General features: G+C 70.9%; 18 protein-coding genes and 1 pseudogene. 9 read left to right on the top strand and 10 right to left on the bottom strand.

Annotated features, from left to right (window positions below):
• Nucleotides 1-38: 38 nt before the first annotated feature.
• Nucleotides 39-920, bottom strand: coding sequence for a helix-turn-helix transcriptional regulator (locus tag ACFVT1_RS06860; RefSeq protein ID WP_362193767.1), 882 nt, complete (start codon nt 918-920; stop codon nt 39-41).
• A gap of 326 nt (nt 921-1,246) precedes the next feature.
• Here ACFVT1_RS06860 and ACFVT1_RS06855 point away from each other — a divergent pair, with 326 nt between their 5' ends.
• Nucleotides 1,247-1,747 carry an ATP-binding protein gene (locus tag ACFVT1_RS06855; RefSeq protein ID WP_389793197.1) on the top strand — a complete coding sequence of 167 codons (501 nt, stop codon included), beginning with the start codon at nt 1,247-1,249 and terminating at the stop codon, nt 1,745-1,747.
• Nucleotides 1,748-2,073: 326 nt separating this feature from the next.
• Here the strand turns inward: ACFVT1_RS06855 and ACFVT1_RS06850 are convergent, their stop codons facing one another.
• Entirely contained in the window at nt 2,074-2,316 is a 243-nt protein-coding gene (locus ACFVT1_RS06850; RefSeq protein ID WP_037690973.1) for a DUF397 domain-containing protein, read from the bottom strand.
• A gap of 277 nt (nt 2,317-2,593) precedes the next feature.
• On the opposite strand from ACFVT1_RS06850, the gene ACFVT1_RS06845 reads away from it, so the two are divergent.
• Complete coding sequence (locus tag ACFVT1_RS06845) at nt 2,594-3,103, top strand: hypothetical protein (RefSeq protein ID WP_389793195.1); 510 nt, start codon at nt 2,594-2,596, stop codon at nt 3,101-3,103.
• 42 nt (nt 3,104-3,145) lie between these two features.
• On the opposite strand, the gene ACFVT1_RS06840 is transcribed toward ACFVT1_RS06845, so the two are convergent.
• A complete protein-coding gene (locus ACFVT1_RS06840; protein WP_389793193.1) occupies nt 3,146-5,404 on the bottom strand; it encodes an FUSC family protein in 2,259 nt (752 codons plus the stop codon).
• 137 nt (nt 5,405-5,541) lie between these two features.
• Nucleotides 5,542-6,771 (bottom strand): DUF2786 domain-containing protein, encoded by a 1,230-nt coding sequence (locus ACFVT1_RS06835; protein WP_389793191.1) that lies wholly within the window; start codon nt 6,769-6,771, stop codon nt 5,542-5,544.
• Nucleotides 6,772-7,003: 232 nt separating this feature from the next.
• On the opposite strand from ACFVT1_RS06835, the pseudogene ACFVT1_RS06830 reads away from it, so the two are divergent.
• From ACFVT1_RS06830 to ACFVT1_RS06805, 6 genes and pseudogenes are all read left to right on the top strand, one after another.
• Nucleotides 7,004-7,717 (top strand): annotated as a pseudogene (locus tag ACFVT1_RS06830) (ABC transporter ATP-binding protein); the annotation flags it as partial.
• A 224-nt stretch (nt 7,718-7,941) separates the two neighbouring features.
• Complete coding sequence (locus ACFVT1_RS06825) at nt 7,942-8,568, top strand: hypothetical protein (RefSeq protein ID WP_389793189.1); 627 nt, start codon at nt 7,942-7,944, stop codon at nt 8,566-8,568.
• Complete coding sequence (locus ACFVT1_RS06820; protein WP_389793187.1) at nt 8,565-8,900, top strand: hypothetical protein; 336 nt, start codon at nt 8,565-8,567, stop codon at nt 8,898-8,900. The genes ACFVT1_RS06825 and ACFVT1_RS06820 overlap by 4 nt, the downstream gene beginning before the upstream one ends.
• 233 nt (nt 8,901-9,133) lie before the next feature.
• A complete protein-coding gene (locus ACFVT1_RS06815; protein ID WP_389793185.1) occupies nt 9,134-10,339 on the top strand; it encodes a cytochrome P450 in 1,206 nt (401 codons plus the stop codon).
• Between the two features lie 432 nt (nt 10,340-10,771).
• Nucleotides 10,772-11,830 (top strand): type III polyketide synthase, encoded by a 1,059-nt coding sequence (locus ACFVT1_RS06810; protein ID WP_389793183.1) that lies wholly within the window; start codon nt 10,772-10,774, stop codon nt 11,828-11,830.
• 450 nt (nt 11,831-12,280) lie between these two features.
• Nucleotides 12,281-13,975: a bifunctional 3'-5' exonuclease/DNA polymerase gene (locus tag ACFVT1_RS06805; protein ID WP_389793181.1), complete on the top strand. Its 1,695-nt coding sequence runs from the start codon at nt 12,281-12,283 to the stop codon at nt 13,973-13,975.
• 20 nt (nt 13,976-13,995) lie between these two features.
• Here ACFVT1_RS06805 and ACFVT1_RS06800 read toward each other — a convergent pair whose 3' ends face one another.
• From ACFVT1_RS06800 to ACFVT1_RS06790, 3 genes are all read right to left on the bottom strand, one after another.
• Complete coding sequence (locus ACFVT1_RS06800; protein ID WP_389793179.1) at nt 13,996-14,226, bottom strand: hypothetical protein; 231 nt, start codon at nt 14,224-14,226, stop codon at nt 13,996-13,998.
• A 269-nt stretch (nt 14,227-14,495) separates the two neighbouring features.
• The gene (locus ACFVT1_RS06795) at nt 14,496-15,335 is read right to left on the bottom strand and encodes a carbohydrate-binding protein (RefSeq protein ID WP_389793177.1); all 840 of its coding nucleotides are present in this window, start codon (nt 15,333-15,335) and stop codon (nt 14,496-14,498) included.
• Between the two features lie 219 nt (nt 15,336-15,554).
• Entirely contained in the window at nt 15,555-16,925 is a 1,371-nt protein-coding gene (locus ACFVT1_RS06790; RefSeq protein ID WP_389793175.1) for an alpha-lytic protease prodomain-containing protein, read from the bottom strand.
• A 118-nt stretch (nt 16,926-17,043) separates the two neighbouring features.
• Between ACFVT1_RS06790 and ACFVT1_RS06785 the strand changes: the two genes are divergently transcribed.
• Nucleotides 17,044-17,724 carry a phosphotransferase gene (locus ACFVT1_RS06785; protein WP_389793173.1) on the top strand — a complete coding sequence of 227 codons (681 nt, stop codon included), beginning with the start codon at nt 17,044-17,046 and terminating at the stop codon, nt 17,722-17,724.
• 448 nt (nt 17,725-18,172) lie between these two features.
• Here ACFVT1_RS06785 and ACFVT1_RS06780 read toward each other — a convergent pair whose 3' ends face one another.
• From ACFVT1_RS06780 to ACFVT1_RS06770, 3 genes are all read right to left on the bottom strand, one after another.
• A complete protein-coding gene (locus ACFVT1_RS06780) occupies nt 18,173-19,327 on the bottom strand; it encodes a glutathione-independent formaldehyde dehydrogenase (protein WP_389793171.1) in 1,155 nt (384 codons plus the stop codon).
• 361 nt (nt 19,328-19,688) lie between these two features.
• Nucleotides 19,689-21,308, bottom strand: a complete 1,620-nt coding sequence (locus ACFVT1_RS06775; RefSeq protein ID WP_389793170.1) for an N-6 DNA methylase — start codon at nt 21,306-21,308, stop codon at nt 19,689-19,691.
• Nucleotides 21,295-22,350: a hypothetical protein gene (locus ACFVT1_RS06770; RefSeq protein ID WP_389793167.1), complete on the bottom strand. Its 1,056-nt coding sequence runs from the start codon at nt 22,348-22,350 to the stop codon at nt 21,295-21,297. The genes ACFVT1_RS06775 and ACFVT1_RS06770 overlap by 14 nt, the downstream gene beginning before the upstream one ends.
• Nucleotides 22,351-22,476 lie beyond the last annotated feature (126 nt).

The following is a 22,476-nucleotide window of genomic DNA, read 5'->3' as shown; positions in this document are numbered from 1 at the left end:
GGTGCAGACTCCCGTCGAACCGTCATCGTACTGATGAATCAAGTCAGTTGGAGCAGACCACGGAGCAGATCACGGCTCTCCTCGGGGCCGGGGCTGTCCTCGTGCAGCCGCGTCATGGCCCTTTCGTACTGAGCGACTTCTTCAGCCTTGTCCAGATAGAGCGCACTTGTCAGCTGCTCCAAATAGACAATGTCCGACAGATCCGATTCCGGGAATCGGAGCATCGTAAAAGATCCGCTCTCTCCGGCATGCCCGCCAAAACTGAAGGGCATCACTTGAAGAGTGATGTTGGGCTGCTCCGACATCTCGATCAGATGCCGCAGTTGTCCGCGCATGACTTCACGGTCGCCGTAGGGCCGGCGCAGCGCCGCCTCGTCCAGCACGGCGTGGAAACGGGGTGCCCGTTCGGACACGAGAGCCTTCTGGCGCTCCAGCCGCAGCGCCACACGGCGGTCGATCTCGGCGGCGGGCGCGTCGCCCATGCCCCGGGTGACGACCGCGTGCGCGTAGGCCTCGGTCTGCAACAGGCCGTGGATGAACTGGACTTCGTACACCCGGATGAGCGATGCCGCTCCCTCCAGACCGATGTACGTCTGGAACCAACCGGGCAGTACATCTCCGTAACTGTGCCACCAACCCGCCACATTGGCCTCGCGGGCCAGACCGAGCAGGGCGTCGCGCTCCGCCTCGTCCGTGACTCCGTAGAGCGTGAGCAGGTCCTCGACGTCCCTGGCCTTGAAGCTCACCCGTCCCAACTCCATGCGGCTGATCTTCGATTCGGAAGCCCGGATGGAGTAGCCGGCCGCCTCACGCGTGATCCCGCGCGAGTCGCGCAGCCGCCTGAGCTGCGAGCCCAGCAGGATGCGTCGCACCACAGATCCACTCGACTCGCCTGCCGCCACTGGTCCGGCCCTCCCCATCGCTTCCTGGACACCGGGGCTCCCCCTGAACCCCAAGTGCCGGATTCTGCCACCAAAACGCTTCAGCCCGTACTCATTCGATTACGGAAATGAGAAGGCTCCCGTAAAGCTACGAAAATACCCGCTGGAAGAAATGACCAAGAACCGGCACGGGTTCGGACAGGTCCGGCGCGTGCACGTGCATCTGCCCTTGCATCTGCCCTGCGCATTCGGAACCATGGTCCTCGCGCACCTGCGTGCTCGTTCGTGTTGTGCCGCTGTAACCCGCAGTACCGATACAGCCGCGAATCCCGGGAGTGCCTCGCATGGGGACGAATGGATCGACGATGCTCGAGCCGTTACGGCAGGGGCTTCCCCCCATCGATCCCTCAGCCGTCTCCGGGTCGGCCACCTGCACTCTTCCCGCCCAGTACGAAGCCGTGGGCGGGGCACGGCGGTTCACCAGGACGACCCTGAGCGGATGGGGGCTGGAAGAGCGCTTCGACGACGTCGCACTGGTCGTCTCCGAACTCGTCACCAACGCCCTGCGGCACGCCCTGCCCGCGGACGCGGTGCCGGAACTCCAGGAATCACCCGTACGGCTGCACTTGATGCGTTGGAGCTCGCGCCTGGTGTGCGCCGTGCGCGACCCCAGCCAGGAGAGCCCCATCGCCTCCGAGGCCGCCGACTCCGCGGAGTCGGGCCGCGGCCTCTTCCTGGTGGAGTCCTTCAGCGACTCCTGGGGCTGGCATCCCTCCCCCGTGCTGGGGCCGGAGGGCGCGAACGGCGCGGCGGCACCGCGCGGCAAGGTGGTCTGGGCCCTGTTCCGGCTGTCCGACAGCGCGTGATCCGCGCGGCCCGCGCGGCCCGCGCGGCCTGTGTGGTCTGTGTGACCCGCGCGATCCGCGCGGCCCGCGTGATTCGAGCGATCCGCGCGGCCGGTGGCGAGCTGCGGGCCGGGCGGGTACGGGCGGCGGGACCGGGCAGCGCCGGTGGGCGGAACCGGACGGACGCCGGGCGGTGGGACCGGGCGGATGCCGGCCTGCGAGGCCGGACGGGCGCCGGTCGGTGCCGGCCGGTGAGGCCGGGCGAATGACTGGCCGTGAGGCTGGTCGGACGTCTGCCGGTGAGGCCGGGCAGGCGGGTTGGACGCCGGCCGGCCCGCTGGATGTGATCAGCCGCCCGCTATGAGGTGGTCGAACTCCCCGTCCTTCACGCCGAGCAGCAACGCCTCTATCTCGGCCGGCGTATAGACCAGGGCCGGCCCGTCGGGGTGGCGCGAATTCCGCATCGCCACATCACCGTCGGGCAGTTTCGCGAACTCCACGCAGGATCCCTGGGAGTTGCTGTGTCTGCTCTTCTGCCAGACGACTCCGCGAAGCTCTGTGGCCGCCATGCCGTTGTACACGTGGTGCACAGGACGCTCCCCGAGTTGCAAGGTGCAAGTGTCAACTGTCTCGGATCATAGCTCTGTTCAAATTTCCCTGCATGAGCAGATGCATGCGCCGATGCACGTGCACGCGGGGTGTTCCCGTGATTACAGCTTTGCGATTACAGCATTGGACGCAGGGATAGCCGTACGGGTTGTCTGTCCGGCTCCATTCGACTGCCCCTACCCCGAGTCGGCCGCCCCATCCGGGTCCGTGCGCGCTGGTAGCTTGGCGCGGTCTTTCGTCGACAAGGGGGAATTGCGCATGCGCAAAGTCATACGCACCGGCGCCGTCGCCGTCGCCGGACTCGTCACCGCCGTCGCACTGACCGGCTGCAGCAGTGACAGCGAGAAGAGCGACCCGGGCAACGGCACGGACGCCGGGAAGACCGGCCGGGCCCACGACGGCGGCGGCGACAGCGGCGGCGGCGACAGCGGCGGCGGCGACTCGGGGGCCGACGGCGCGGCACTGGAAGGCGGTTGGGCCGGCAAGACCGACGGCAAGGCGGTGGTCCTGTCCGTCGCGTCCGGCAAGGCCGTGCTCGTCACCGAGCAGCAGGCCTGCACGGGCACGGTGAACGATACGGGCAAGGTGACGCTGACGCTGAAGTGCGCCGACGGCGACACCCGGCGCACCACGGGGTCCGTCGAGTCCAACGACGGCAAGACCGCCGTCGTGTCCTGGGACAGCGGGACGAAGGACACCCTGGCCAAGACCGCGCCGGGGGCGATCCCGTCGGGTCTGCCGGACCTGCCGGACCTGCCGACTCCCTGACGGCCGACCCAGGCCGTCTCCGTCATCTCAACCCTCGTGAACCTAGGGCAGGTTCGGGTTCGGGTTCGGATTCCGCTTCGGGTCGAGGTCCGGATCCGGTCTCGGTCTCGGGTCCGGGTCCGGCTTCGGGTCCGGCTTCGGCTTCGGCTTCGGGTCCGGGTCCGGCTTCGGCTTTGGTTTCGGCGTGCCGTCCAGCCCCCGGGAGAACTCCTCCAGGGCTTCGAGGAGGAGGCCCGACCCGTGCCGTACGAACGGGTCCGCCTCCCCTTCGTCCGTCCGCCGGCGCGCGTCCCACTGCGCCAGGGCCTCGCGCGCCTCCGCCCAGTCCGGTACGCGGCGCTCCCGCACCTCCTTCGCACCCTGTTCGGTGGCCCGGCGCAACGCCTCGGCCAGGCGCGCGGCGGCCGGTACAGGGGTGGCGGCGGCACACGGGAGGTGGGCCTCCAGCAGCATCGCCACCCGGCCGAACTGGGCGAGGGCATGCTGGGTGTCGTCGGCGGCGGCGCGGGAGAGACCGCGGTTGCGCACCGGTTCGTGCTGGGCGGTGGCCAGCGCCTCCTGCCAGGCGACGCGGGCCTCACGGGTTTCGAGCAGGGCGGAACGGACGTCGTCGTGGCCGCGTTCGGCCGGATCGGCGTACTGGTCGACGACTGCGGCCGCGTACCGCCCGTCCGCCTTCAGCCAGTCGCCGAGCCTGCCGCGAAGCCTCGGGGTCTCCCAGGCCGGGTAGGCCGCGTAGGAGATCATCGCGAGGAGGCCGCCGACGAGGGTGAGGACGACTCGTTCGAGAACGGTCTGCGACCAGTTGTCGCCCGCCATGCCGAGCAGGAAGACGACGTACGCGGAGACGCACGCCTGGCCGACCACGTACCCCGTGCGCATCAGCAGATACATCAGCAGGGCACAGAGCACGGAGAGCATCGCGGCGAGGGTCACGCCGGGGTGGGTGGTCTGGACGATCGCGGTGGCGAGCGAGACGCCGACGATCGTGCCGCCGAAGCGGGCCACGGAGCGCCCGTACGTCTGGGAGAACTCCGGCCGCATCACCATCACCGCCGCCATGGGCGCCCAGTAGCCGTGGCCGAAGGGCAGCGCGGTGCCGATGAGATAGCCGACGGCGGCGACGACGGAGACCCGGACGGCGTGCCGCAGGATCGGTGAAGCGGGGCGCAGTTCGGCGCGCATGACCCCGGCGACGACGGGGACCAGTCGCAGGAGGGTGGGCCGGCGGCGGTGCGTGGCGGCGGGCGTCCCCTCCTCGGCGCCCTTGATGGCCTCCGCGGCCGCCTCGGCCTCGGCCTGCTCCTCCTTCGTCCCCTCGCCCTCGGCCGTCTCGATGACGTCGGAGAGCAGTGCGCCGAGCCGCTCGGCGGCGCGGCCGGGCGGGCCGGTGAGGAGGGTGCCGGTGTCGGGGGTCCTCAGCACGGCGACGGTGGCGGGGGAGAGCTTCACCGGGTCGCCGTTGCGGATCGCGCGGGCCGCCGAGTCGAGCACTGATCCGGCGGCGGCGAGCAGTTCGCGTACCCGGTCCCGCTCCGGCCCTTCGGACGGAACGCCCATCGCCGGGTCCGCGAGCGAGGCCAGCACCGGCCTGATCCGCTCGGCGACGCCGCGGGAGCCACGCAGTTCGGGTGGCCGGCGGCGGGCCTGGCGCGGGGTGACGGCGGCCGCGCTGCGGGCTGTCATCAGCGGCACCGGGTCGAAGGCGGCGAGCGGATCGTGGCGCAGCCGCCGGGCGTAGTCGGCCTCCGCGGCCAGGGCGTCGGCGAGGGCGTCGCGCTGGGCCCCCCATCTGCGCACCGGGAACAGCACGATCAGCGCCGCCTGCACCACACCGCCGAACAGGATCATCGCCGCGTGCACGGCCGAGTTCGCGACGGAGGTGGGCAGGGTGACCGTCACCAGCATGATCGCCACGTTGGACGACGCGATGATGCCGCCCGTCGGTCCGGCCGCCCAGGCCAGGCCCGCGAGGAACGTCCAGAGCACCAGCAGGGCCAGGAACAGCGGCATGCGGGAGCCGGTGAGATAGCCGAGGAACGTCGATACGGCGAGACTCGCACCGGAGACCAGGGCGAGGACGGGCCGGGGGCGCCAACTGCGCTGGAACGTGGCGATGGCCGCCTGGAACGCGCCGAACGCGGAGCTCGCGGCGACGACGGGCCCGAAGAGCACGAGGCTGATCCCGAGGACGAGGGCGAGCCCGGCCGCACCGCGGATCGCGATGAGCGGTTCGAGACGCCTCCGCTCGATCCTCAGCCCCGAGCGGGCCGTCTCCTTCAGCGCCCGGAGCCAGCTCATGCCCAGAGCCTAGCCGGAATTACCGATAAGCCCGAGTTGTCGGAATGTGGAAGGTTCCCGGGGTTCTCTTCTGGGTTCCCTTCTGGGTTCCCTTCGGAGTTCTCTTCGGGATTCTTCTCGGGGTTCTCTTCGGAGTTCTATGCTGGGTTCTCTTCGGATTTCTGGTGATTTCCGCTCCCGCCACGGATCTCCGGTCCGGTCCCGCCCATCCTCGCCCGGTCCGCGGCGGCCGTTCCGTGGGTCCAGCCGTCGAGGTCGGTGGCGCCCCGGACGCGCGTGGTCGTGGTCTCGGGGAACATCCGCTCGGCGGTGTCCGTGACGGCCATGTCGCGGGCGGCGAGGACCGGCAGCAGGCGGGGCACCGTCGCGCCCGCCCCGGCTCCGGTGCCGGCTGCGGATTCCGTCTCGGCTTCGGCGGCCGCGGTGACGCGGGCGGTGTCGGCGGCGAGCCGGCTGCCCAGGCGCTGGGCGTACGCCATCAGGAACGACTGCCGGAATGTCTTGGTCCGCTTGCGTCCGCCGGCCCGCTGGCCCGCCTCCGACTTCGTCATCGCCACCGCGCCCTGGACCAACAGGGAGGTGTACAGCAGTTCCACGGCCTCCAGGTCCGCCTCGAAGCCGACCACCGTGGAGAAGGCCAGGTCGCTGTTCCACACCGCACGGCAGCGGTTCGCGGAGGCGACCGCGTCGAGCAGGATCGCCTTCGCCGTCTCGTACGGGGCATCGACCCCGATCCGGCAGGCGCCCGGCGCCTCCTTGCTGTGGGTGCGGGCGGCGAGCAGGGCCTCGTCGATGGAGTGCCGGGCCATCAGCTCCTGCGCCTTGGTGGTGAGGGCCTCCGCCTCCTCGGGGAAGCCGGTCGCCTCCGCCTTGGCGAGCAGGGCGCGGATCCGGGTCAGCATCCGGGGTTCGTCGTGCGCGGGCGGCAGGTGGAGCCCGTGCGGGGACGCGCCGGGGGGCGGTCCGACCGGTTCGATGGCGGGCAGCCGGAGCAGCAGCCGGTACAGGCCGAGGAGGGCGGAGGCGTAGGAGAACCGGTCCGGCCGGTTCCGGGGCGGCGCGGCGGGGAACGCGTCGAGCTGCGACCGCCAGCGGGGCGGCAACGACTCGTACCGCCCAGTCTCCGAGGCGATCAGCCCGGCGGCGAGGGCGACCGCGGTCTCGTCGAGATCACGACGGACGATCCGTACGACATCGGCGGGCTGCCAGCCGCGCTCCCAGGCCCGGCGGACGAACTCCTCACCGCGCCGGACCAGTTCCGCGTCGGCCGCCGGGTCGGCGGCCAGGAGGGAGGCTCCGGTGTCGAGACCGGTGTCTCCGTCCGAGTAGAGGGCTGCCGCGAATGCCTGGTCGATCACCGGTTCCATGAGGTCAGGGTAGGCAGGACGGTGCGGCGGGGTAGGGCGGGCCCCACCCCGAGGACGGGCCCCGGTGGGCGTGATCGCGAGGCGCGGAAACGATTCGATCGAGGGCATGACTTCCCCGCACGCCTCCACCGGGCCCGCCGCGTCCGCCGTACCGGCCGTAGCGGCTGTAACCGTCGCGCCTGCCGCGTCCGCGACAAGCACGAGTGCCGCCGACGCCGTACGGCTTCGCTCCGTGCGCCGTGCCTACGGTGCGGTCGACGCCCTCGGCGGCATCGACCGCACCGTCCGCGCCGGCACCTTCACCGCCGTCATGGGGCCGTCCGGCTCCGGCAAGTCCACGCTGCTGCACTGCGCGGCCGGGCTCGACCGGCCGACGTCGGGCACCGTCGAGGTGGGCGGGGTGGAGCTGACCGGGCTGAGCGAACGGCGGCTGACGCTGCTGCGCCGGGACCGGATCGGCTTCGTCTTCCAGGCGTTCAACCTGGTCCCCTCGCTGACCGCCGCCCAGAATGTCGCCCTGCCGCTGCGGCTCGCGGGCCGCCGCCCGTCCCGTACCGCGGTACGTGAGTCCCTGACCCGGGTCGGCCTGGCCGATCGGGCGGGGCACCGTCCCGCCGAGATGTCCGGCGGCCAGCAGCAGCGGGTGGCCCTGGCACGGGCCCTGATCACCCGGCCCGCGGTGCTCTTCGGCGACGAGCCGACCGGGGCGCTGGACACCGCGACGAGCCGGGGGGTGCTGGTGATGCTGCGGGAGTTGGTGGACCGAGAGGGGCAGACGGTCGTCATGGTCACCCACGACCCGGTGGCCGCGGCGTATGCGGACCGAGTGGTCTTCCTGGTCGACGGGCGGGTGGCGGACGATCTGACCGGGCTGTCGGCCGAGCGGATCGCGGCCTGGATGGCGACGGGGCGTACCGGACGTCCTGAGGGGTGCCCGAGGGGTACGGAAGCACACAGGGAACCCGCCGGAGGAACCTCCGGGACCCGCCGGACGAGCGCGGAGACGGGTGTCGAACCCGGCACGGACGGCACGGACGGCACGGACGGCACGGACGGCGCAGGCAGCGCAGGTAGCGCAGGTAGCGCGGGCAGCGCAGGAACCGCAGGCAGCGCGGGCAGTGCGGGCAGCACGGGCAGCACGGGCAGCGCGGGCAGCGCGGGGGTGGCGTCGTGCTGATTGTCGCTCTGGCCTCTCTGCGCACCCGCTGGACCACGCTCGTCGGCACCTTCGTCGCGCTCGCGCTGGGCGTGGGACTGATCGCGGTCATGGGGCTCGGCCTCGCCTCGGCCTTCGGCGCCCCGGACCGGGCGCCGCAGCGGTTCGCCGGATCGCCGGTGGTGGTGATGGGCGACGACACCCTGACCGTGGAGGTGCGGCGCGGACCGTCCACAGGCCGGGTCAGCCGCAGGCTCGCCCATCCACACCCTGTGGATATCGAACTTCTGCGCGACCTCCGGGCCCTTGGCCCGGTGACGCGGGACGACAGGAACGGTGCGCGGGGCGGCCCGAACACCGTGGGTGTGGACGCGCCCGTCACCGAGGTGCGCCGGGTCGTCGGCGACCGCGCCCTGGTCCTCACCGGGGACGACCGCCGCCGCGCCGACCCGGCGACGGAGCGGGACGCCGAGGGGGCTGGTCACCGTGAACGCCCTGCTCGGCACGGCGGGCGGCATCACCGCCTTCGTCGCCGTCTTCGTCATTTCGTCGACCTTCGCCTTCGCGGTGGCTCGCGCCGCTGCTGGTACGCCCGCCGGCCCGGCTGGTCCGGCTGCCGGGGGCGACCGGAATGCTGGTGACCGCAAACGCGTCGGCGGCGCTGCGGCGCACGGCCGCGGTGGCCTCTCCGGAGCTGATCACCGTGACACTGGCGGGTTCGGTGGCCGGCTCCGCGACGACGGTGTCAGCGGCGAAGGCGGCCGAGGTACGCGCGCACACCCGGGCCGATCTGGTCGTGACGGGCGAGGAGTTGAGGGTCCGGCCGGTACGCGGCGCGTCGCTGTCCGCACCGGTGGCGGTGTCGGTGCAGTGGCCGCTGGTGGGCGGCGCGGCCGGGGTGTGCACGGTGGTCGCGGTGGGGGCGGCGCTCCTGCCGAGGGCGGTGCGGTGCCGCTCGACGCCGGTGAACTGAGCCACCGCAACCGGCGACGGCCCCGGCAGTGGCGCCGCATCCGCCGCACGGGGCCGCCGGACCGATTGCGCCGGTCCAGCGACCCCGGCCCTCGAATCCGTTCTGCATATGGACCAATCGGCCCGGAGCGGCGCGTGCCCGCGCGGGTGACCGGGCACCCATGTCCCGTCCGGCCCGCACGCCCCTCGAACCGCCCCTCGAACCGCCCGTCAGATCCCCCTCTGGAGCTCCGCATGGAACCATCCACCGGCGCACGACACTGCCCGTTCGACTATGCCGAGGCCCTCGAATTCGACCCGGTACTCAGGCACTTGATGACCGAAGAACCCGTCTCCCGCATCCGGCTGCCGCACGGCGACGGTGATGCGTGGCTCGTCACCGGCTACGACGACGTACGCACGGTGACCACTGACCGGCGCTTCAGCCGGAGCGCCATCATCGGCCGGAATTTCCCGCGCATGACCCCCGAGCCGATCGTTCAGGACGAAGCGATCAACGTGATGGACCCGCCGGGCAGCAGCCGGCTGCGCAGCCTGATCTCCAAGGGCTTCGCGCCACGTCACATGGAGCGCATGAAGGTGCGTACCCAGCATGTCGTGGACGAGCTGCTGGACCGCATGGAGGAGCATGGCGCACCCGCCGACCTCTTCGAGCATCTGGCGGCACCGCTGCCCCTGACCACCATCTGCGAGGTCCTCGACATCCCCGAGGCCGACCGCGCGCAACTGCGCGCCCATGCCCGGACCATGATGGACACCACCGTCGAGAACCGGGACAACGCGGTACGGGCCAAGGCCGACCTCCGCGCCTACTTCCAGACGTTGACGGCCGAGCGGCGCGCGAACCCGGGCGACGACCTGATCAGCGCCCTGGCCACGGCGCGCGACGGGGACGAGATCCTCAACGACCAGGAACTGACCGTGATGGCCATGGTCCTGCTCATCACCGGCCAGGACACCACCACGTATGAGATCGGCAACATCTCCTACACGCTGCTCACCAGGCCGGACGAGCTCGCCATGCTCCGCGGGCGCCCCGAGATGCTCCCGCAGGCCATGGAGGAGCTGCTGCGTTTCATCCCCTTCCGCAAGGGCGTCGGCATCCCCCGGGTCGCCACCGAGGACGTGGAGCTGAGCGGCGTGATGATCCGGGCGGGGGACATCGTGCACGTCTCCTATCTGACGGCCAATCGCGACAGCCGGAAGTTCGACCGGCCCGACGAGCTGGATCTGGAGCGCGAGGCTCCGTCCCACATGACATTCGGCTGGGGCGGCCACCACTGTCTCGGCGCCCCGCTCGCCGCCACGGAGCTCCAGGTGGCCATCGGGACCCTGCTGGAACGCTTCCCCGCGCTGAAGCTGGCGACGCCGGCCGAGGACGTGCGTTGGAACAAGACGTCGATCTGGCGCTATCCCCTCGAACTGCCCGTCACCTGGTGACACCCACCACCGGATGACCCGGGGGCGACGCACCCCTGCGCGACAGACCGTGCGGACTGTGCCAGTCATCGATGATGCGTCGCGACAGGGCGCCCGGCAACCCGGAACCGTCTCCGGGCGGCAGGGCGCCCTGTCGTACGCCGTCGCGACTGCTCGACATGCGGCCCTGATCCGTCTGCCGTAACGTGATCCCGACGGCCACCCAGCCGTGGCGGATCAGCATCCGCCCACGAACGGCTAGAGCTCAGTCTTTCGACGGTCGGCCCGTCCGCGCCCGTACCAGGGGTATCGATCCCGGCGCGGGAATCCACCAGAGCCCGGTCTCGCGCGGCACCGCGCGCACGGAGCCGCAGTGGCCACTCCCGCGTCGGCGGACACCCCGTGACCGTTCCGGGCCCGGCCGTGTGGACCAAGTCCGCTAGGAGGAGTTCCATGGCGGTTCTCTGCAAGCCGGCAATCGAGGTTCCCGAGTACATCATCACCAACGAGGAAACCCTTGAGCTGGCTCAACGGTTGCACGGCGACCATCCGCAGATCGACCTGGTCCTTCGCTTGATCGAACACACCGGGGTGCAGAAACGGCACCTGATCCAACCGATCGACAAGGTGCTGCAACATCCGGGCTTCGACGCCCGCAGCATCACGTACGAGAAGCACACCAAGGCCCGCGTGCCGGCGGTGGTACGCCGGGCACTCGACGAGGCCGAACTGGAGCCGCAGCAGATCGACTTGATCATCTACGTCTCCTGCACCGGCTTCATGATGCCTCCGCCGACCGCGTGGCTCATCGGCAAGATGGGCTTCCGGCCGGAGACGCGGCAGCTGCCGATCGCCCAACTCGGCTGCGCGGCGGGCGGCGCGGCCGTCAACCGGGCCCACGACTTCTGCACGGCATACCCCGACGCCAACGTGCTGGTCGTCGCCTGCGAATTCTGCTCGCTCTGCTACCAGCCCACCGACCTGGGTGTCGGGTCCCTGCTGTCCAACGGCCTGTTCGGCGACGGCATAGCCGCCGTCGTGCTCCGGGGCAAGGGTGGCACCGGGGTCCGTCTGGAGCGCAACGGCTCGTTCATCATCCCGGACACCGAGGACTGGATCTCCTACGCGGTCCGCTCCACCGGGTTCCACTTCCAGCTCGACAAGCGGGTGCCCGGAACCATGGAGCCCCTCGCCCCGGCCCTGAACGCCGTCGCGGAGGACTACCAGTGGAACGCCAGCAAGCTGGACTTCTACATCATCCACGCGGGCGGCCCGCGCATCCTGGACGACCTGAGCCGCTTCCTCGACGTGCCGCCCGAAGCGTTCCGCTTCAGCCGGGCCACGCTCACCGAGTACGGCAACATCGCCAGTGCGGTGGTGCTCGACGCCCTTGGCCGGATGTTCGACGAGGCATCGGCCCTCGACGGTCACCGCGGTCTGATGGCCGGTTTCGGCCCCGGCATCACCGCCGAGATCTCCCTCGGCACCTGGACGACCAACTCCGAGTCCTGACACTCCGGCCTCCAGCCCGTCCGGCGTTCGAGAACGCAGCGCGTCCGGGTCGGCATTCCCCGGTCAGTCGGCATTCCCCGGTCACGGGAAGGGGCAGGGAGGGGCAGGGAGGGGCGGACAGGAGCCGGGAGGACAGGCGTGACACCCCGCGCAGAGGCCCATCCCGAGCAGCGACCCACCCCGCACCGCCCGCCCCTTCCCACGGCTCTCGCCTTCCCGCGCCCTCGCCCTTCCCATGGCTCTCCGCTTCCTGTGCCCCTCCCCCTCCCTCTTCCGCCCTCGCCCCTTCCCATGAACCGGCCCTTCCGCCCTCGCCCCTTCGCTCCCGCCCCCCATGACCCGCCCCTTCCGCCTCCTCCGCCGCCCTCGCCCTTCCCGTGACCTGCCCTTTCCCGCGACCCGCCCCTTCCGTCCCGCCTGCTGTCAGTGGCGGATGCCAGACTCGACGGCATGACCGAACGTTGGGCTCTGGCCACCACAGAGACCGGCGGTGCCCTCCTCGCCCCGCTGGACTCCACCGGCCTGCCCGCCGCCCCGGTCCTGACCGAGCCCGACCTCGTGGAAGCCGTCCGCTCCCGCCCGGACGTCACACGCTGGGTCTGGCGGTCCACCGCGGAGATCTACCCGCGCCTGCTGGCCGCCGGCGTCCCCGTGGCCCGTTGTTACGACATCGAGGTCGCCGAATCCCTCCTCCTCGCCCACGAGGGCCGTCTCGGCGAGCCCCGCTCCGCAGCCGCCGCCCACGCCCGCCTGCGCAACGCTCCCGTGCCGTCCGACCCTCCGCCCCGTTCCGCCGAGCCCGGCTCGCAGTCCTCCCTCTTCGAGCCGTCGAAGGGCACGGACCTGCCCTTCGACGACCTGCTCCAGGTGTACGCCGAGCAGCTCCGGCGCCACGACGCCACCACACACCCCGGGCGGATGCACCTGCTGACGGCCGCCGAATCGGCCGGCATGCTGGTCGCCGCCGAGATGAACCGGTCCGGGCTCCCCTGGCGAGCGGATGTGCACCGGGAGGTGCTCCAGGAACTGCTCGGCGAGCGCTACGCGGGCGGCGGCGAGCCCCGGAGGCTGGCCGAGCTGACCGACCAGGTGTCGGCCGCCTTCGGCAGACGGGTCCGCCCCGACCTCGCCGCCGACGTGGTGAAGGCCTTCGCGCAGGCCGGCATCAAGGTGAAGTCCACCCGCCGCTGGGAGCTGGAGGAGCTGGACCATCCGGCGGTGGAACCCCTCATCCGGTACAAGAAGCTGTACCGGATCTGGACGGCGCACGGCTGGAGCTGGCTCCAGGACTGGGTGCGCGACGGCCGCTTCCGCCCCGAGTACCAGCCCGGCGGCACGGTCAGCGGCCGCTGGACGACCAACGGCGGAGGGGCCCTGCAGATCCCCAAGGTGATACGGCGGGCGGTCGTCGCCGACGAGGGCTGGCGCCTCGTCGTCGCGGACGCCGACCAGATGGAACCCAGGGTCCTGGCCGCGATCTCCCGCGACCGCGGGCTGATGGAGGTGGCGGGCCATGACGGCGATCTCTACACGGCCCTGTCGGACCGGGCCTTCCGGGGCGACCGGGAGCACGCCAAGCTCGCCCTGCTGGGCGCGGTCTACGGCCAGACCTCGGGCGACGGACTGAAGAACCTGGCCGCCCTGCGCCGGAGGTTTCCCCTGGCCGTGGCCTATGTCGACGACGCGGCGAAGGCGGGCGAGGAGGGGCGCCTCGTACGGACGTGGCTGGGGCGGACCAGTCCGCCCGCCGCCGGGAGCCGGGACGACGACGAGGCCGGCATCCCGCAGGAGAGCGCCGAACAGACCGCCGGCGACGGCGAGTTCACCCCCGGTTACGCATCGTCGGACGCACGGGCGCGGGGCCGCTTCACCCGTAACTTCGTGGTGCAGGGCAGCGCCGCGGACTGGGCGCTGCTGCTCCTGGCCGCCCTCCGCCAGGCGATCGACTCCGCCGGTCTCCGGGCCGAACTGGTCTTCTTCCAGCACGACGAGGTGATCGTGCACTGCCCGCAGGAGGAGGCCGAGGCGGTCGTGGAGGCGATCCGGGCGGCCGCCGATCTGGCCGGGCGGACCGCCTTCGGTGAGACACCGGTGCGTTTCCCGTTCACGACGGCGGTGGTGGAGCGCTACTCGGACGCGAAGTAGCCGCCTCCGCCACGCGCTGGTCAGCCTCCGGAGCCGGCCTCTCCGCCTGTGCGTCGTTTGCCCTCACCGGGTCCCGGAGCAGGCCGCGAGGGCTGTCCCGGTGCCGGCCCTTCCCCGAACCCGGCCAGCCCGTGGTCATAGTGCGCCGGACGCAGATGCTGATGCCGGTGGCGGGCATTGAGCAGATGAATGACGAACGCTGCGATCGCGATCATCGCGAGGACGACCACGACAGTGACCAGAGTGTCCATGCCGTACCGGCCCCCTTCGATGCGCAGGCCGACAGAACCGGCTCACCGGGAGCCGTACACATCCAGGCTACTCCGCGGCCCGGCAACCGCCCCTCGGACGGCGGACCCTCGCGTCCCGGCGCCACGACGGGGAAGGGCCCGGACCGGAGGTGTCCTCCGACCCGGGCCGAGCGCGGCGCACACCCCGCGAGGGGAACGCCCCGGGCACACCCGCGGCACGCCCGGGGCACACCCGCGCATCGGTGGTGCGCCTGCGCCGTGCTGCGTGGCTACCCGCGTTCCCACAGTGCGGGGACGTTCGGCGGTTCCCAGCCGGCCATGGCCGAGTGCGCCTGCAGACAGCGGTACGCGACCCCGCCGTACGTGACGCGGTCCCCCGCGTTGTAGAGCGTTCCGGCCGCCCAGCTGCCTCCGGGTTCGGTGGGCGGATCGGTGGGCGGATCGGTCGGATCCGTGGGGCCCTGGGCGATGTCGAGGACGAAGTCGAAGGTCCCTTCCTTCGCCGACCCGACGTCCCGGACGTTCATCAGGAGCGCCGGGTCGAAGATGCTGTCCGTGTTGTTGCGCGGCTCGTCCGGGAAGTACAGCTGGGTGGTCAGGATGCCCGAGCCGGGCGCCTGGGCCTTGACGTGGATGTGCCGCGTACGGCCCGGGTACAGCCCCGGGACGATCGTGGTCAGACTGAAGGCGCCCGACTGATCGGTGAACTGGTGGCCGCGGAAGGCGAATCCGTTCATGTCGTACGCGCCGTTGGTGTCGGCCTGCCAGAAGTCGAGGAGCACTCCGGAGACGGGTTTGCAGGCCCGCCCGAAGACATAGCCGCTGACGGTCAGCCGGACGCCCGGGGTGCCGGAGGTCACCAGGCTCGTGCGGAGCGGGGAGTTGGGCTTGAAGTAGGGCCCCTCGATCTGCTCGTGGGTCGGGCCGTCGCCGTCGTCGCAGTTCGGGGTAGGGGCCAGCGGCCGACCACCGGAACCGGCGTCGCGGGCCAGTGCGACCCCGCCACCGGCGAGCAGCGGGACGGCGCCGACGACGAGGGCGGCCTTGAGAAGGGTCTTGCGGCTGATCCGGCGGTCGTCGCCGGAGCCTTCGGTCGCTTCTGGAGTCATGGCTGATTCCTCAGGACGGGGGAAGGGGCACGTGCATGACACAGAGAGGGCGGGGAGCGGTGGTGCGCACCGCCCGGCCGGGAGGCCGGAGCGTGAGCCGGGCGGGCGCGGTAACGGCGGCGGTCCGCTGCGCGCGGCGCCGGACTGGTGGAGCCGATGTGTCTGCCAGAGCCGCTAAAGCCGCCATAGCTGCTAGAGCTGCTAGAGCTGCTAGAGCTGCTAGAGCTGCTGCCAGAGTGCGGGCGCGTTCGGCGGCGTCCAGCCGGGTTGCGCCAGATGCCCCTGGAGGCAGCGGTAGCCGGCCGAGCCGTACGTCACGACATCGCCCGCCGCGTACGTCGTACCGGCCGCCCAGCTGCCGCCCGGATCGGTCGGGGGGTCCGTCGGGTCGGTCGGGGTGCCGTTGGTGACCAGGGTGAGCCCGTACGCCTGGAGCGCCGGGTTCACCGGCTGGAAGTACGTCGTACCGCCCTGGGAGCAGTTGCCGGAGCCGCCGGAGGTGACGCCCTGCGCCTGGCTGCCGGAGATGAACGAACCACCGGAGTCGCCCGGTTCGGCGCACACATTGGTGCGGGTGACCCCGGAGACGGTGCCCTCCTGGTAGGTGACGCTGGTGTTGCGCTGCTGGACCGTGCCGCAGTGCCAGCCGGTCGTCGAACCGGAGCGGCAGACCGACGCTCCCTCCAGCGCCTCGGTGGATCCGGCGACCGTCACATCGCCGTTGCCGTACCCGTTCACCAGCGCACGCGGCGTCCAGTTGGCGTTCGTGGCGACCCAGGAGTAGTCGCGGCCGGGGAAGGTGGAGCCCTGGAAGGAGCCCTGGGCCTGCTGGTTGTAGCCGCTGGTACTGACCCCGGGCGTTCCGCAGTGACCGGCGCTGACGAAACCGGACTGGCTGCTGCCGCGCTTCACGGGGAAGCCGATGGAGCAGCGCCCCGAGCCGTTCATGTAGTACGCGTCACCACCCCTCAGGTCCGTGAACGTACGGGGCTCTTCGCTGGATTGACGTACCGTCACCACCTCGCTCGGCACTGCCGCAGCGGCGAGGAAGGCATCGGCCGTCGCGGCGCGGGCGGCCTGCACGACCACGCGGTTGGTGGCCACGTCGACGTACCAGGCGGGTATGCCCTTGGGGGCCTTGCGCAGCGCCACCCGGTCCAACGCGGCTTTGGCGGCGTCGAGTTCGGCCAGGTTGTGCGCGACGACGACGGCCCGCGCACCCGCCCGCCCGATCCGGGCGGCGTCCGCGGCATCGGTGGTGGCGACGGTCAGGGCGGCGTCGTCGCCGCTCAGCCGGGCCCCCGCGAAGTCCGCGCCGAGGGAGCGCTTCAGCCCGGCGACGACGGCTGCCGCCCGGGACTCGCGGCCGATCCTGTCGCGCGCCTCGGCCGCGGTCAGTCCGAGATCGCGGCGCATGGCCGCCAGCAGACCGGGCGAGAGCCGGTCGGCGGCTGCGGTGGTGGGGGTGGCGAGGCGGGGAGCGGGATCGGCGGACGCGCTGCCGGTCAGGCCGGCCAGCGCGAGGACACCGACGGCCACGGTGGCGGCACACACGGCCAGGGCACGTCTGCGGAGGGCGGATCTCTCCACGGAACTCTCCTTGACTTCAGGGGACTTGCCGCCAAGGTAGCCGCGTACACGTCATCCTCAGGAGATCCCGTTCTCCCCCTCACTTCGCGTTATGGGGCCGTACGCATAGGTTCGGCCCATGCGAACAGGTGAGCTACTGGGGACCGGACGGTCCGCCGATGTGTACGCGCTCGACGAGAAGTGGGTGCTGCGCCGCTACCGCGACGGCATGGACGCCACCCCTGAGTGGGCGGTCATGTGCTATCTCAGCGCCCACGGCTACCCGGTCCCCCGCCTCGGCCCCCGCGACGCCGCGACGCCCCGCCACGACCTGGTGCTGCAACGTCTGACCGGCCCGACGATGCTGCGGGCCCTGCTGTCCGGCGACCTCTCCGCGGCCGAGGCGGGCGCCCTGCTGGCCGGTCTCCTCGCCGAACTGCACACCGTCCCGGCCCGGCTCTCCCCGCGCCCCGAGGACCGGATCCTCCATCTCGACCTGCACCCGGACAACGTGATGCTGACGCCCCGGGGCCCGGTGGTGATCGACTGGAGCAACACCGGGGAGGGCGCGCCGGCCGCGGACCGGGCCATGTCGTCCCTGATCCTCGCCCAGGTCGCGGTCGATCCCCGGTCCCCCGCGTCGGCGGGCGCCCGCGCCCTGCTGGACGCCCTGATACCGCACCTCTCCACCTCCGGCGGCATCCCCACCCGCCACCTCGCCGAAGCCGCCTCGCACCGCACGACCAACCCGACGATGAGCCCGCACGAGGTGGCCCTCGTCCCCCGGGCGGTGTCACTGATCACCGAGCTGACGGCCTGATCCCCCGGCCCACCGCTCCCGCCCCGGCCCGCCCGCCCACTCGCTCCCCGCCCCGCTCGACCCGGCCCAAGCCCGGCCCAGGCCCGTAACCGGCGTGCGGCCGCTCACCTTCGCCGCCACGAGCCCCGGCAGGATCGCGGCGGGGACCGAGCCGTACGGTTCCCGCCGGGCGGATTCCGAGGGTGACGGCCGCCATGGGCTGGTGCCGCGACCGCGTCACGGGCAACACGCGGCCGCCCCGCCCCCGGTCAGGGGGCGGGGCGGCCGGTTCCGCTTCTCGGGTGGAGAGGTCGGACGCGCCGGACGGTGCCGACCAGACCAAACGGACCGCACAGACCGACCAGATGGCACGGACCGCACAGACCGCACGGACCGCACGGACCGCACAGACCGCACAGACCGCACAGACCAATCAGACCGGCCGGGCCGAACGGGGAGTTCAGACCGTTCAGGTCGCGCCGTCGGGGTGCAGGACGACCTTGGTCCAGCCGTCGTCGCGGTTGTCGTAGTGCTCGTAGCCCTGTGCCGCTTCCGCGAGCGGGAGCTCGTGCGAGACGATCCAGGACGGCTTGGCCTTGCCCAGCTGGATCAGGTTGCACAGCTGCCGGTTGTAGGCCTTGACGTTGGCCTGGCCGGTGCCCATCGACTGGCCCTTGAACCAGTACATGCCGTAGTCGAAGGCGATCTCTCCTTCATCCTTGTAGAGCTGGTCCGGGCTGCCGGGGTCCTGCGGTACGAAGACGCCGACCACACCGATGGTGCCGGTGAACTTCACCGACTGCACCAGGTTGTTCAGCGTCAGGTTCGGCTGCTCGTGCCCCTGGGCGTCGTGCGCCTGGTAGCCCACGCACTCACACCCGCAGTCCGCGCCCAGACCGTTGGTGTGGTCGTTGATCTGGTCGATCGGCGAACCCTTGGAGTCGTCGATCGCGATGGCGCCGATCTGCTCGGCCAGCCGCAGCCGGTCCGGATGACGGTCGACGACCATCACCTTGGCGGCACTCTTGAGATTCGCCGACAGCGCGGCCATCAGGCCGACCGGCCCGGCACCGAAGATGACGACGGTCTCGCCCGGACGCACCCCCGCGAGCTCGGTGCAGTGCCAGCCGGTCGGAAAGACATCGGACAGCATCACGTAGTCGGTCTGCTTCTCCCACGCTTCTTCCGGCAGCACCAGGCAGTTGGAATCCCCGTACGGAACCCGCAGATACTCGGCCTGCCCCCCGTTGTACGGGCCCATTCCCGCGAAGCCGTACGCGGCGCCGGCCATCCTCGGGTCCGTCGGCGTGGTCAGACAGAACGCCGTCAGTCCGTTGTCGCAGTTGCGGCAGAACCCGCAGCTGATGTTGAACGGCAGGCAGACCAGATCGCCCACTCTCACCCGGTCCACGCCGTCACCGACCTCGATCACCTCACCCATGTTCTCGTGCCCCAGGACGCGCCCCGTCTCCATGTCGGTGCGCCCCTCGTACATGTGCAGATCCGATCCGCAGATGTTCGTCGAGGTGACCTTGACCAGCACGTCCGTCGGCCGCTCGATCCTCGCGTCCGGCACGTCCTTGACGCTCACCGACCGCGGCCCGTCATACACCAGTGCCTTCATGGGATTGCCTCCACATTCCTCATCCCGGACTCCTCATTCCGGATTTCTCATTCCGGTCCCGCCCAGGCCCCTACGGGCCTTGTCCCGAAAAACCTTTCACCGGAATGCACACAAGGAAGATTCATTGACCGCATAAGGGAATGGGTTCATTTGATTGCACGCGGGTTCACCGGTCGCACGAGGGGCCGCACTCCACGCCACTTCAACCCTCCCACCGGGGCGTGGCGTGTCAAACGCAGAACTCCGCCGCCGGAATGCGGCAGCAAACACGGCAACCTCGGCCCGCGGGGCTCCTGAGGGCTTCCTTGCACGTGGGTCCCGGACGGACCGCGCCGCACCGATTCCTCTGGCCACCGCTTACTCAGGAGTTGGCGGGCGGCGTCCACGGGTTCCGGTGGACGCCGCGCAGCTGCTCGCGTATGTCCGCCTCCAGCCGGTCCGCTTCGTCCAGGAGACTGTAGAAGTCCCGGGTAGTCCGGTCGATCCGGTCCTGAATGGGCTCCCTGTCGCCCTCGCCCTCCTTGGCTTCCGACGTGCCCACATAGCGCCCGGGGGTGAGCACGTGGTTCAGTGCGCGGATCTCCTCCAGCCCGACGGATCGGCAGAATCCCTCCACGTCCCGGTACGACGCGGCATCCGCTGTGCCGCGCCAGGCGTGATACGTCCCGATGACGGCAGCGAGGTCGTCCTCCGCCAGCACGCGCTCCGCACGGCCGACCAGCGTGCCCAGGTTGCGCGCGTCGATGAACAGCACTTCTCGGCGGCGGTCGACCAGCCTCTCCGCCCCCTGCGACGACTTGTCCTTGGCCAGCAACCAGACGCACGCCGGAATCTGCGTGTGCGTGAACAACTGGGCCGGCAGGGCCACCATGCAAGCGACCAGATCACTCTCCACCAACGCTGCCCTGATACTGCCCTCGCCCAGCTGATTCGAGGTCATCGAGCCGTTCGACAGCACGACGCCGCCACAACCGCGCTCACCCAGCTTGGAAATGACATGCTGCAGCCAGGCGTAGTTGGCATTGGACTGCGGCGGAACCCCGAACCTCCACCGCGGGTCGAGCTCGGTCCGCGCCCACCCGCCCATGTGGAACGGCGGATTGGCCACAACGTAGTCGGCCTTGAGGTCGGGCAGCCGATCCTCCGCCAAGGTGTCGGACCAGCTGTCGCCCACGGCTGTCGGGTCCATTCCGTGAGCAGTGAAATTCATCTTCGCCAGCCGCCACGTGCGCTGGTTCAACTCCTGACCCCAGATCCGGAGATCCCGGCCAGGACGACCGCCGTGTGTCTCGATGAACTTCCGGACCTGGATCAGCAGTCCACCTGTACCGCAGCAAGGGTCGTGGATCCGCCCCTCGCGCGGCGCCACCATCCCGACCAACAACCGCGCCACACTCGCCGGGGTGTGGAACTCGCCACCGCGTCTGCCTTCGGCACGGGCGAACCGTGCGACGAAGTACTCGTACAGCCCGCCCATGACGTCACGCGGCGGACGGCTCCCCGCTCCGGCGACACGGTCGTCGCCGAGCAGCGCGAACAGTCTCCTCAGAGGGCGATCCAGGTCGACGCCGGGCATGGCGAAGACCGTCGGAAAGGCACCGGACAGGTCCCGGCTCTCTCGCATCACGGCTTGCACGGCCTCGTCGAGAACCTCACCGGCATCGCACTCCGGGTCGCGCAGACGCTCGGCGATCGCGTCCCAGCGCGCGACCGGCGGAACCCAGTAGACGCCTTCCGAGGCGTACTCGTACGGGTCGTCGAGAATCAACTGCCGATGGTTCTCGGGGACGTTCGCGAGATCAGGGCTCCCGGTGATCTGCCGCCGCCGCTGTTCGAAGGCGAGGGACACATAGCGCAGGCAGAGCAGGGCGAGCACGAATTCCTTGTACTGCGCCGCGTCCACAGCTCCGCGCAGCGCGTCCGTGGCCTTCCACAGGAGATCGGCGGCCGCTTCGGCCGCTGCCTTCTTACGATGTGGCATGTGCCGGATCCCCTGTTCCCTTCAAAGCCGAACCGATCGACGGGGCGTGCAGGACCTCGGCCAACTCGGCGGCGATCAGGGCCTCAAGGGCCCGGTTCTCCGAAACCGCCGCACAGGCCCGTTCGTGAAGCGGCCCCGCAACCCGGGCGAAGGACCGCCGCACAGCGGAATCCGGCCATGGCACGTTCCAACGGGAGAATGCCTTCAGGCGCATCTCACGCGCCTGGGCCCCCTGCGCCGTCGACACCAACTCATGGCTCCTGGACCTGAGCGCGTGCAACATCCACATCCTGTCCGCCTCGTCGGCGGTACGAAGCGCGAGAAGACCCCGGCCGGGAACCACCGGAATGCTGGACACGACGGTCTTCACCTCGTCGGGCCTCGGGGCGATCAGGAGCACGCCAGGTGCGCACACCGCATCGGGATGCGTCCACGTGCGCTGGCTGGTCCGGTCGACGTGGGGAAGCGGACTCTGCAGCACTTCGCTCGGCGCCGCCCAGGCGACACCCTCCGTGCCCGCGGTCTCGGGGGACTTCTCCCTCAGGACTCCGTTGATCACATCGCCCACGTCGGACACCGCACGCTTGGAAAGGCCCCCGCCGCCCTGCTCGCTTCTCGTGAAGTGCAGGTCCGCGAGTTCGACGGCGCACCCGGCGATCCTTGCGTTGATCGCGATCCGCTGCTCGACCAGGTTCATGGTGCGCAAGAGCCGGTTACGGGGCTCCGGGGGCGGCAACGGCACGTTCAACTGCCGCAGGGTGGAAATGCTGAGCGTCGAGTGTGCGGAACCTGCCGAATGCGCCGCGCACCAGTCCCGGGCCTCGGGCATCCTCAACCACCAGAGGAGCCACCTTCCGATCCCGTGGGCGCGGCCCTCGTCGGTGAAAGTGATGATGCCGACCGACCGCGCGGCGTTCCACCCCGCCAGTTCCTCGCCGACCACCGCGGCGTCACCGATCCGGCCCACCAGAACGACCACGAGATCGCCCGGCGTGAGCGCAGTCCTGATATGGCGTTTGTGCACCTCCGCGGAGATCCTCATGGGGTTGCTCCGGTCCACGGCCCCTCCAGTGATGTCGCCGGCCCGCAAGAGGGCCACACCCCCCGGTTCATGCGGTCCGGGGCTCACCACGCCATACGTCACCGAGGCAACGCCCGGTAGGTCACC

It is taken from the genome of Streptomyces sp. NPDC057963 (genome assembly GCF_042887155.1).
Lineage (GTDB): Bacteria > Actinomycetota > Actinomycetes > Streptomycetales > Streptomycetaceae > Streptomyces.
This window is presented reverse-complemented; position numbering and strand designations above follow the sequence as displayed.

Coding starts and splice junctions, on each gene's coding strand:
- ACFVT1_RS06860 (WP_362193767.1), bottom strand. CDS start 920: ATGGGGAGGGCCGGACCAGTGGCGGCAGGCGAGTCGAGTGGATCTGTG.
- ACFVT1_RS06855 (WP_389793197.1), top strand. CDS start 1,247: ATGCTCGAGCCGTTACGGCAGGGGCTTCCCCCCATCGATCCCTCAGCC.
- ACFVT1_RS06845 (WP_389793195.1), top strand. CDS start 2,594: ATGCGCAAAGTCATACGCACCGGCGCCGTCGCCGTCGCCGGACTCGTC.
- ACFVT1_RS06840 (WP_389793193.1), bottom strand. CDS start 5,404: ATGAGCTGGCTCCGGGCGCTGAAGGAGACGGCCCGCTCGGGGCTGAGG.
- ACFVT1_RS06835 (WP_389793191.1), bottom strand. CDS start 6,771: ATGGAACCGGTGATCGACCAGGCATTCGCGGCAGCCCTCTACTCGGAC.
- ACFVT1_RS06815 (WP_389793185.1), top strand. CDS start 9,134: ATGGAACCATCCACCGGCGCACGACACTGCCCGTTCGACTATGCCGAG.
- ACFVT1_RS06810 (WP_389793183.1), top strand. CDS start 10,772: ATGGCGGTTCTCTGCAAGCCGGCAATCGAGGTTCCCGAGTACATCATC.
- ACFVT1_RS06805 (WP_389793181.1), top strand. CDS start 12,281: ATGACCGAACGTTGGGCTCTGGCCACCACAGAGACCGGCGGTGCCCTC.
- ACFVT1_RS06800 (WP_389793179.1), bottom strand. CDS start 14,226: ATGGACACTCTGGTCACTGTCGTGGTCGTCCTCGCGATGATCGCGATC.
- ACFVT1_RS06795 (WP_389793177.1), bottom strand. CDS start 15,335: ATGACTCCAGAAGCGACCGAAGGCTCCGGCGACGACCGCCGGATCAGC.
- ACFVT1_RS06785 (WP_389793173.1), top strand. CDS start 17,044: ATGCGAACAGGTGAGCTACTGGGGACCGGACGGTCCGCCGATGTGTAC.
- ACFVT1_RS06780 (WP_389793171.1), bottom strand. CDS start 19,327: ATGAAGGCACTGGTGTATGACGGGCCGCGGTCGGTGAGCGTCAAGGAC.
- ACFVT1_RS06775 (WP_389793170.1), bottom strand. CDS start 21,308: ATGCCACATCGTAAGAAGGCAGCGGCCGAAGCGGCCGCCGATCTCCTG.
- ACFVT1_RS06770 (WP_389793167.1), bottom strand. CDS start 22,350: ATGAGGATCTCCGCGGAGGTGCACAAACGCCATATCAGGACTGCGCTC.